Source organism: Mucilaginibacter sp. (assembly GCF_039207105.1).
Lineage (GTDB): Bacteria > Bacteroidota > Bacteroidia > Sphingobacteriales > Sphingobacteriaceae > Mucilaginibacter.
The window spans coordinates 1-10,253 of the sequence record NZ_JBCECK010000165.1 but is presented as its reverse complement, the minus strand read 5'-3'; the positions used below and the strand labels follow the sequence as shown (position 1 = coordinate 10,253).

Here is a 10,253-nt window from a genome sequence, read left to right as displayed (position 1 = left end):
GCCTAAATTGTATCTTTGCAGCTATTATGAGCAAATCAACCGACGAACTTTTTAAAAACGTTATATCGCACGCCAAAGAATATGGCTTTGTTTTTCCTTCAAGTGAGATTTATGATGGCCTGAGCGCTGTTTATGATTACGGCCAGTTTGGTGCCGAATTAAAGAACAACATCAAAACCTACTGGTGGAAAGCGATGGTGCAAATGAACGATAACATTGTTGGTATTGACAGCGCCATATTCATGCACCCTAAAATATGGAAAGCGAGCGGCCACGTTGACGGCTTCAGCGATCCGATGATCGATAATAAAGATTCAAAAAAACGTTATCGTGCCGATCAGCTCCTGGAAGATAAAATAGAACGCTACGACAAAGACGGTAAAACCGATAAAGCCGAAGCTTTACAGCATGACATGGACGAGGCCCTTAAAAATGAGGATCTGCCCCGTTTGAAAGAACTGATCTTAGAACACGAAATAGCCGACCCTATCAGCGGTACGCGAAACTGGACAGATGTGCGCCAGTTTAACCTGATGTTCAGCACCCAGATGGGCGCTGTGGCCGATGAGGCTGATGTGGTTTATTTACGCCCGGAAACTGCTCAGGGTATATTTGTAAACTACCTGAACGTACAAAAATCGGGCAGGATGAAAATTCCTTTCGGTATTGCCCAAATTGGCAAGGCTTTTCGTAATGAGGTTATTGCCCGTCAATTCATTATCCGCATGCGTGAGTTTGAGCAAATGGAGATGCAGTTCTTTGTTCGCCCTGGCACACAAAAAGAATGGTTTAACCAGTGGAAAGAGGCCCGCCTGAAATGGCATCTTGCCCTGGGTACCGATGCCGCTAAATACCGTTACCACGAACATACTAAGCTGGCTCACTATGCTGATGCCGCTTATGATATCGAGTTTGAATTTCCATTCGGCTTTAAAGAGGTTGAGGGTATACACAGTCGTACCAATTTTGACCTGAGCCAGCATGAAAAATTCTCAGGTAAAAAAATGCAGTATTTTGATCCGGAGGTTGACCCTGAAACCGGAAAGCCTTATGGTAACTATGTGCCTTATGTAATTGAAACTTCGATAGGGTTAGACAGGATGTTCCTGCTCACTATGATCAATGCGTTTGAAGAGGAAGATCTGAGCACCGAAGAGAAACAGGACAGCCGTACCGTACTCCACCTGCACCCTTGCCTGGCACCGGTTAAGGCCGCTATTTTCCCGCTGACCAAGAAAGATGGTTTGCCGGAGAAAGCACGTGAGATCATGGATCGCCTGAAGTTGGATTTCAACATACAATACGAAGAAAAAGACGCAATTGGTAAACGCTATCGTCGTCAGGATGCCATTGGCACACCTTTCTGTATCACCGTTGACCACCAGACGCTGGAAGATGATACCGTAACTATCCGCTACCGCGATACTATGGCGCAAGAGCGTATAGCATCTGCCGATCTGGAAAAAATCATCGGAGACCAGGTGAGCTGGAAGAATTTATTGAAGTAAGTAACATCAACCTATATAAAGAAAAAGCTGCCCTACACCAATAGGACAGCTTTTCTTTTTACAGGTAAGTACCTGTGTCAAGCTATTGATACTTCTAATACCTCTGTTATATATTTTGCACTTAGTTCATTGGCATTATAGCTGTTCATTTCATGATACAGTTTGGTAATATTGTTTTTATACAGCTCATTGGCCATTATTTCTTCCACAGCCTTACGGATAGATTCACGATCAGGAGTTTCTGTGTTCAGATTAATTCCATAATTAAAATAACCAATGCGGGAACAAATTTCATTTTTACCTTCGTGTAAACCTGCAGCCACCATAGGTACCCTGTTATGGATACTTAATAATGTACCACCATATCCACCATTAGTAACGTATACATTTACATAAGGTAGCACATCATTAAAAGGAATAAAATCTTCTATTATAATATTGTCTGAAGTATACTTTTCTCTTAGCTCTTTTGTTCCGTTACCTGCAGTGGCCGCCAAAACTAAAACATCCGTATCCTTAAATACCTCAAGGGTTGGCTCCGTCAGTTTTGTAAAATCCTTTTCAACGGTTCCCTCTGTTACCAGCACAATCTTTTTATACTGTTCAAGACGATCATCAAACCAAACTTCGTGATTTTGTTTATTGGATGTATATGGTAACAGTGCTCCTACAAAGCGAATATTCTCGCCTAAATCGCTGCGGGTATAATCAAAACCCGGGCTGCCAATTTGGAGGCATAATGTAGCTTCTTTTGACAACAAATTTGGCAACATTGTTTTTTCTATACTGATACCATAGCGCTTAAGCAGCTCATCATAAGTATCAACTGCCCGTTTAAATAATACATTTACAGCCTGATCATGCATTTTAGCATATTCAGCGCGTTCAATCTCATTTTTTGCTGGTAATAATCCCATACCAAACGGTGCCAGATCAACTGAGTCTTCGGCAGAAGGAACAATGCCAACCGCTATAACCGGTTTGTTCATTAAGATTTTCACAAATGGTGTAGCACTGAAAAAACTATCCACAATCAGCAGGTCAAAAGGAAAAGTTTCATTTATCTGCAATATATCTTCATAATACTCCGGGCCTCGCTCTGCAAAAATGGTAATGAAGTCAAAATTCAGTTTTTCAATAGGATCTGAAATTTCAGATCGGCCTCCATAGGTATCAATAATATCTGCAGTAATGGCTACAGCCTTTTCATATTTATACTGTGGAATATTTAATTTTTTCAGTCTTTCTTCAAATACATCCGGCATATACCAACGCACATCACAACCTGCCTCCTGTAAATATTTGGCCAAGCCCGTAAGTGGATTAAAATGTCCGTCAAGGGGCACCGTAGCAAATAAAATCTTCTTTCCTTTTAACTGTGTTTCCAATTGCTTTTCCATAATGAAATATTTTTTAGCCTTTTAGGCTAGCAGCTAAATTGCGGATATGCGGCATTGGAAAGTATAACCAAAAATGGGGATAGTCCCCCCATTTTCGGGAGCAAAAACAGCAAGTGGCATCGCGCTTTGTGTAGACTTGTAAAAGGGGAAAGTCAAAACAATTTCCTTAACTTACTGCTTATTGGTATATTAAAACCTCCTGCTATTATGCCTGCTGTAAAAGAGTACCCTTTTTATTTAAAAAGTACAATAACCCTGTTTGGGCTTATTTTATTGGTTTATGTTTTTTCGCAATTGGCCGATGTGCTGATACCGCTGGCCTTTTCGGCCTTTATAGCTATTCTGCTCAACCCCATTTGCAACTGGTTACAAAGTAAGAAAGTGCCCAAAATAGCATCTATCATTATTGCTATGTTTATAGCTACTGTATTGATCATTGCCCTGTTCTATTTTCTTTCCACCCAGATCATCCAGTTCAGCGATTCGTTGCCCACGCTTAAGCAAAAGTTTGCCGAAATGTTTGTTTCCTTTAAGGGATGGGTAGCAGCAACCTTTAATTTTTCAGTTCAAAAGCAGGATCAGATGATCAAGGATGCCATGAACAATAGCCAGGCGCTTATAGGCCGCACGCTCGGCTCCGTACTGGGTACCTTTGGGTTGATGTTTATTATACCCGTATATGTTTTTTTAACCCTGTTTTATAAAGCCCTTATCCTTAATTTCCTGTTTGAGGTATTTGCCGAAGAAAACTCTAAACAAGTGGCCGACGTTTTGAAAGAAACCAAAGTGGCCATACAAAGCTATATACAGGGCTTGTTGATCGAGATGGCTATAGTGGCTGTTCTTAATTCAACAGCACTGGTATTATTGGGTGTAAAATATGGTATACTCATAGGGGTTATTGGCGCCATCCTGAACCTGCTGCCTTATATTGGCGGCCTCATAGCCATTGCACTACCGGTATTGATGGCCACGGTTACCAAAGATGGTTATTCTACTCAACTAGGCGTTATCATCGCCTATATTGTGATCCAGTTTATTGATAATAATATACTGGTGCCACGCATTGTATCATCAAAAGTACAGATTAACGCATTGGTATCAATAATTGTAGTGTTGCTGGGCAATATGCTGTGGGGACTGGCAGGCATGTTTTTGTCCATACCCTTTGTGGCGGTGCTTAAGATAGCTTTTGACCGAATTGATAACCTTAAACCCTGGGGCAAACTCCTGGGCGATACCATACCAACCCGCTACAAAGGCCTTTTGAATAAAGTCAAAAGTTAAAATTCAAAAGACACCAAGTATTGGTGGCAGAAGTGTTTGGAAGATTCAACTTTCTAAAAAATGCTATCTAAAATAATAAAGTAACCCATCATTGCTGTATTTTGTCATTGCGAGCGCAGCGCGGCAATCGCGAATTTGTATTGTTCGCGATTGCTTCGTACCTCGCAATGACAAATTTTTATTTCTTCTTAATATTTATGATTAGCAATCAATGGCTTTTGACTTTTTAATTTTGAATTTTGACTTAATTAATGGCTTACCGGGTTATCAGCTTTGTTCAGAGTGCCGTTGATGTACAAGATCTGGTTTACCTTTTTCGGGTCGCCTTGGTATACCCAAACAATATTATTGATGTATTTGCGGAAAGCGTCACTTACTTCTTCGGTAGTCAGTTTCTTCACATCATCTACCAGGGTTAATGAACGTTTCCAGTTATTGAACAATACCTCGTTTGATGCTAAGGAAAATGCCTGCGCACTGTTGGTTTCATTTTTATAGTAAAAACCGGTAAGGTAAGTAACCTTCATGTTGGCTACCTCATCAGCCTTAAAACCCTCTGTTTTTATTTTATCAACCAGTTTATCAAATACTGCAATGTATTTATCGGGTTGGGTGGTTGATACCGAGAATTTGGCAACTGACGTTTGCCCCACGCTAAACCAGGCCTGCGGCGCGTACGATAAACCATTGTTGGTACGTACATCTAAAAAATGACGATTGGCAAATATGCGCATGGCAACGTTAAAAGCATCAAAATCAGCTGTGCCGGGTTGCGGGCCGCTGGTAATACCTTCTACATAGTTGGTAGCCAGCTCGCGCGATTCTGCATTGAACGAGTTTTTGTAAACCCTGAAAAATGATTTTTTAAACTCAAACGGAGCACCTTGTTTTATGCCGCCAAGCATGGCCTTTACTTTGGCTTCAATAACCTCCTTATCCAGATCGGCCACTACTACGATCACCAGGCGTGAACGGGTAAGTATCGATTGATAATAAGCCTTGGTTTCCTCAGGGGTAAGTTTGCCCACAATATCTACCGTACCATTAGGGTCTTTGGCATAATCGCGGTTGGCAAAGGCAACCTTATCGGCATATTTATCGATAGCATTATCGGGCTGCGAATCGGCTTGTTTAATATTATTAATAGCATCCTGTTTGATACGGGCAAATTCCTTGGCATCAAAACGGGGCTGGGTCAAAGCATCCACATACAAAGGCCAAACCACATCAAAATCGCTTTTAATACAATTCATGCGCAGTATGGAGTAGTTTTTGTTGCTGCTACCGGCAACTGTGGCGCTTACCTTATCCAGCTGATCTTTAAAGCTGTTTTTATCATACTTTATGGTTCCGCATTCGGTAAGGGCATCCATCGCTATGGATTCGATACCCATTTTATCAGCCTTGTAGTTTTGTACACCACCTTTTATAATGGTTTGTATCTCCACAATATCATTACCACTTGGCTGCACTATTACTTTTACACCGTTAACCGTGGTTTCGTAAGCTTTATTTTGTGCTTGTACAGGTTTTATATTTCCTATCGCCGTTGCTATCAGCAGGGCAAATACATATTTCTTCATCATGATAAGTTTTTAATTTTACTTAGCTACAAAAAACGAAGCCACATTCTGTTGTTTACTTAACGCCGGAGCTATAATGATACCTGCTGCGTATGGCTTACCTATTACATAAGTTTTCAGGTATTTTTCTATATCGGCACGGGTTACTTTCTGATAATTACTATCCAGGTCGGTATAAAAATCAAGCGAGGTACTGCACCACATATAGCTCATCTGGCTGGCAAGGCTTGATGGTTTTTCTTTTTGGTGGATGCTGTTTCTTAACAGGATAGCTTTGGCATCTTTCAATTGTTCATCGGTAAAATAATCAGGCTTAACCCATTGGCTTATCTGGCTCATCAATTCATCGTAACATTCCTTTAATTTATTAGGATTCGGAACAACGGTGATATCAATAGGGCCAACATAGCGGCTGGTGGTATAGTTTAAATAAGCCCCGCTGGCTAATCCCTTATCAACCAAAGCTTGCTGAAATTTTGATGAATTTAAGCCAATAATAGTCGAAAACACATCAGCTGCTATTGTTGCAGCAGAATCAGTCGGGTATGATGGGCCCTGCCAGGTAAACTCCATGTAAGGGGTTTGGGCAATGGTGCTTTCCTTTACAAAATACTCACTCTTGGTAAGCGGTTTAAACGGAGGTATAGGATATTTTTCATGCGGATTAAAGCCGCTGTTTGCCCAATCGCCAAAAATGCTTTCAGCCATAGCGAAGGCAGCTTCATGTTTCACATCACCGCAAATGGTCAATAAACTATTGTTGGGGAAGTAATACTTGTCTTTGATGATCATCATTTTTTCGGGCGTAGCCGTGTTGATCACTTCGTGGATACCAATAGGAACTTTACGGGTGATAAGATCGCCCCAAAGTTTTTGCTGGATACCGTACCAAAGCTGAAAACCCGGATCGCTCTCGGCACGCTGAAACTCACCATCAACCACCGGGCGCTCTTTTTTCATATCCTCTTCACGATAAATAGGGAAACGAATGGCCGCGTTCATGAACTTTAAACCGGCTTTCAGGCTATCCCTGTCGAAAGTGAAAAAGTAATTAACCCGTTCCACATCAGTAGTACCATTCCAGATGGCGCCTAATTCCTGTGTACGTTTTAAAAATGCTTCCTGGTTTGGATAATCCTTATTAGCCTTAAAAAACATATGTTCAAAAAGGTGCGATAAGCCGCTGTATTCAGGGCCTTCGGTGTAGGCACCGTTTTTTACAGCAATTTCAATAGTTGCCAGCGGTACCTTGCTGTTTTCAATAACCACTACTTCCAATCCGTTTGGAAGCTTTTTCCAGAAGTAGCCTTCCGGCAATCGGGGTTGAGCAATTGCACAGCAAAAGCTGAATACCCCTGCAACACTTAGTGTTAAAGTTTTGATAAAGTTCCGGGTCATATACTTATAATATTTTAAACACTATAAATATATCGGTATATTCTATAAAACGGGCAGGTTTTAAGTAATTGAAGCTTGTTTTTTTAACTGACAGTAAGCATAAAGTGATTTCTGCACATTCACAACAAACAAGTAATTCTGCTAAACCGATAAGGCATATCAAATGCCCGATTTGATGCTGTTGTAAGGTAGTCCCAGATCATCAATAGAGTATTGAGTGAGTACACTATCCTTTAGCGTACAGTAATCGCCGCGATGGGTTACCACCAGCTTTTCTACCCCGTCTTTTTTATCTATCATGGGTACGGTTGCCGAAACTACTTTACCCGTAGTGTCCAGCTCGATAATGTATATTTCCTTTTTAGGATCAGTAGCATCAGTGAAGGGAATAATTACCGTTTCATTATAATCATCAACAAAGCGGCCTAAAATATTTTTGCCCTGTACTTCTTTTGGGTTTAAAGCCAGCAATTGTTTGGCAACCTGCTCCGTAAGACCAGTAATTCTCAGGCGTACCTCGTTACCATCAGCATCTTTCAGGGTATCCTGCATGGTAACATTGCCTTTGTTTGGATATTTGGCTATGGCGTAAAAATTGTTTTCGCCGGTGTTTTTATCATTATGCCCTGGCAACAGGTACCTTAGCTGAAGGTTTGTTAATGCAGAACTATCTGACTTTACTTTAGCGGCTATACTTAGCAGATCGGCCTGGCTCAGGCGTTTGCCGATATTAACGGTTAACATATTGGCGGTATCACTTTTAACCAATCTTGATATGGTATAATGCGGCACTTCTTTTTTTGAACAACCTACTATAACCAACATCGCCATTAAACAAAACACAAAATTCTTCATACGGGGCAAAGATAACCGTTGATTTTAATGATTGCGTTGATTACGCTGATTATTTGACCGTTGGTTGATGATTTCTCACCGTTGATTTTGGTGATTCCGTTGATTGCGCTGATTTCCTATCTTGATTCTTGTCTCTTATTTCTTGATTCTATCTTTAAATAATCCCATGCAAAGAGCCTCCTTTTTCGCCTAATTTATCAACCATTTTTTCAACTTCTGGGTCTTTTTCAAGTACAGGGGCATGGTGAGGTTTTATACGTGCGTCAATAATCAGCGGGCCGGTACAGCCCCAGTGCTTATGCTCGGTAAAGCTGCCAATACCATATATATCATGCGATGGGTTACTGCGGGTAAAGGTTACCCATACAAAGTTATTCACGTTTTGCGCGGCAAAGGCGGCATCATCACAAAGTACAATAAGGGCAAGGCCATCCAACTCGTCCTCATCTTCCTTTAGCTTGTATTCTATAATGCTGATAACGTTGTCAATATCCTGGTGGTTGATATGTTTGGGCACTTCAACCATTAATACACCGGGGAGAGCCATTTTATAGTTATTAACCGGCTTAGGCAGGCTGAACCAGGATGGCAGCTCCGTCCAAAGTTCACGCTTAATATCGCCGGCAACCGTAATGGCTACCTTACTGCCCGAGTTAAGTCCGCTGCCGCTGTAATCAAGGGTATCAATAGTGGTGCGGGTATAAAAATGCAGATCGCGGGTAAAATCAACGCGCTGTAGTATGTGGTTCAAGAAAACAGGAATGTTGTTCACATCCAGCGATGGATCATCCTCCTGCGCGGCTATCAGCAGGTATTTGGCCAGGCTCAGCTGGCTTTTGCCCAGGATGTGATTGGCAATCGTAATTATTTCTTGCGGTTTACGCTCTTTTAGGTAAGGCGTATAACGCTCGCTGCCGGTAGCAAACAATAGCGGATGAACACCTGCCGCATCAACCGCATTAACGGCATGCAAGCCGGGTATTTCCTTAGGTATAGCCGCACCGCTGATCTCATGGATGAGCGCGCCAAAGCTGGTATCTTCCTGCGGAGGCCGACCAACTACGGTGAATGACCATACCGCATCCTTACGGTGATATACGTTATGAACCTTTAATAATGGGAATGGATGTATCAGGCTATAATAACCCAGGTGATCGCCAAAAGGGCCTTCAGGCTTATTATCATGTGGCATTACCGTTCCGGTGATCACAAAATCGGCATCGGCAGAGATGCAGAAACCCTCATCGTCATAAAAATAACGGAACCGGCGATTACCTAAAGCTCCGGCAAAGGTCATTTCTGATAATCCTTCGGGCAGGGGCATTACCGCGGCAACGGGATGCGACGGCGGGCCGCCTACAAATATGCTCACCTTTAAGGGTTGCCCCTTGGCATTGGCTTTAGTTTGATGTACACCTATACCCCGGTGTATCTGGTAATGCAGTCCTATTTCCTGGTTCAAAATATAATCGTTACCGGCCAGTTGTATACGGTACATACCCAAGTTGGCGTTCATGATGCCGGGTTTATCCGCATCCTCAGTATATACCTGGGGCATGGTTACAAAAGGGCCGCCATCCATAGGCCAGTTTACAATTTGTGGAATATCGCTGATTTTGCATCGACCGAAATTAACCGGCGCACCGCCTTTCTTTTTCATGGGCAGTGCCGATAAAGCGGTAAGCGCTACATTGGTATATTGAAAAGGCCGCTTAATGGCCTTGATTGGGTCGTTCTTGAGTTCAACAAGGGTTTTAATCTTATCAAGTGTATCCCTGAAAATAAATTTCGAGCGCTCCAGCGTTCCAAATAAATTAGATACTGCGGGGAACTTGCTGCCCTTTACGTTTTCAAATAAAATGGCCGGACCCTGATTTTCAAACACCCGTAAATGAATGGCTGCCATTTGCAAATGCGGATCAACCTCTTCCTTAATACGTACCAGATGACCATTTTTTTCAAGATCAGCAATGCAGTCCTGCAAACTTTTATAACCCATGCACGAAAGTACTAATATTTGATTTATTCAATCAATTTCATAGGTACACATTAATGACAATTGCCTTACTAATGAACCAATGATACAAATGAACTAATGAACATTTTTTTGCTACTTTCGTACTTAAGTTGACTGCAAAACAATGTCGGTAATTATATTTACACTGATCATATTTATCGGCGCGTACTTCGCGGGTTTATTGGGCTCATTAACGGGCCTGGGT

7 protein-coding genes are annotated in these 10,253 nt (G+C 41.8%); 2 read left to right on the top strand and 5 right to left on the bottom strand.

Annotation, left to right across the window (positions count from 1 at the left end; all coding sequences use genetic code 11):
- Positions 1 to 26 precede the first annotated feature (26 nt).
- Positions 27 to 1,508 carry a glycine--tRNA ligase gene (locus AAGC65_RS22050; protein WP_343114630.1) on the top strand — a complete coding sequence of 494 codons (1,482 nt, stop codon included), beginning with the start codon at positions 27 to 29 and terminating at the stop codon, positions 1,506 to 1,508.
- 77 nt (positions 1,509 to 1,585) lie between these two features.
- Here the strand turns inward: AAGC65_RS22050 and AAGC65_RS22045 are convergent, their stop codons facing one another.
- The gene (locus AAGC65_RS22045) at positions 1,586 to 2,908 is read right to left on the bottom strand and encodes a glycosyltransferase (RefSeq protein WP_343114629.1); all 1,323 of its coding nucleotides are present in this window, start codon (positions 2,906 to 2,908) and stop codon (positions 1,586 to 1,588) included.
- Between the two features lie 207 nt (positions 2,909 to 3,115).
- Here AAGC65_RS22045 and AAGC65_RS22040 point away from each other — a divergent pair, with 207 nt between their 5' ends.
- Positions 3,116 to 4,195: an AI-2E family transporter gene (locus AAGC65_RS22040; RefSeq protein WP_343114628.1), complete on the top strand. Its 1,080-nt coding sequence runs from the start codon at positions 3,116 to 3,118 to the stop codon at positions 4,193 to 4,195.
- A gap of 248 nt (positions 4,196 to 4,443) precedes the next feature.
- Here AAGC65_RS22040 and AAGC65_RS22035 read toward each other — a convergent pair whose 3' ends face one another.
- The 4 genes from AAGC65_RS22035 to AAGC65_RS22020 form a co-directional block, all read right to left on the bottom strand.
- On the bottom strand, positions 4,444 to 5,781 hold the full coding sequence (locus tag AAGC65_RS22035) for a pitrilysin family protein (RefSeq protein WP_343114627.1): 1,338 nt from the start codon (positions 5,779 to 5,781) through the stop codon (positions 4,444 to 4,446).
- 15 nt (positions 5,782 to 5,796) lie between these two features.
- A complete protein-coding gene (locus tag AAGC65_RS22030) occupies positions 5,797 to 7,176 on the bottom strand; it encodes a pitrilysin family protein (RefSeq protein ID WP_343114626.1) in 1,380 nt (459 codons plus the stop codon).
- Between the two features lie 159 nt (positions 7,177 to 7,335).
- Positions 7,336 to 8,031 carry a hypothetical protein gene (locus AAGC65_RS22025; RefSeq protein ID WP_343114625.1) on the bottom strand — a complete coding sequence of 232 codons (696 nt, stop codon included), beginning with the start codon at positions 8,029 to 8,031 and terminating at the stop codon, positions 7,336 to 7,338.
- Between the two features lie 154 nt (positions 8,032 to 8,185).
- Positions 8,186 to 10,030, bottom strand: coding sequence for a UbiD family decarboxylase (locus AAGC65_RS22020; RefSeq protein WP_343114624.1), 1,845 nt, complete (start codon positions 10,028 to 10,030; stop codon positions 8,186 to 8,188).
- Positions 10,031 to 10,253 lie beyond the last annotated feature (223 nt).

Excerpts from the sequence above, each read along its gene's own strand:
- AAGC65_RS22050 (WP_343114630.1), top strand. The coding sequence starts at position 27 with ATGAGCAAATCAACCGACGAACTTTTTAAAAACGTTATATCGCACGCC.
- AAGC65_RS22045 (WP_343114629.1), bottom strand. The coding sequence starts at position 2,908 with ATGGAAAAGCAATTGGAAACACAGTTAAAAGGAAAGAAGATTTTATTT.
- AAGC65_RS22040 (WP_343114628.1), top strand. The coding sequence starts at position 3,116 with ATGCCTGCTGTAAAAGAGTACCCTTTTTATTTAAAAAGTACAATAACC.
- AAGC65_RS22035 (WP_343114627.1), bottom strand. The coding sequence starts at position 5,781 with ATGATGAAGAAATATGTATTTGCCCTGCTGATAGCAACGGCGATAGGA.
- AAGC65_RS22030 (WP_343114626.1), bottom strand. The coding sequence starts at position 7,176 with ATGACCCGGAACTTTATCAAAACTTTAACACTAAGTGTTGCAGGGGTA.
- AAGC65_RS22025 (WP_343114625.1), bottom strand. The coding sequence starts at position 8,031 with ATGAAGAATTTTGTGTTTTGTTTAATGGCGATGTTGGTTATAGTAGGT.
- AAGC65_RS22020 (WP_343114624.1), bottom strand. The coding sequence starts at position 10,030 with ATGGGTTATAAAAGTTTGCAGGACTGCATTGCTGATCTTGAAAAAAAT.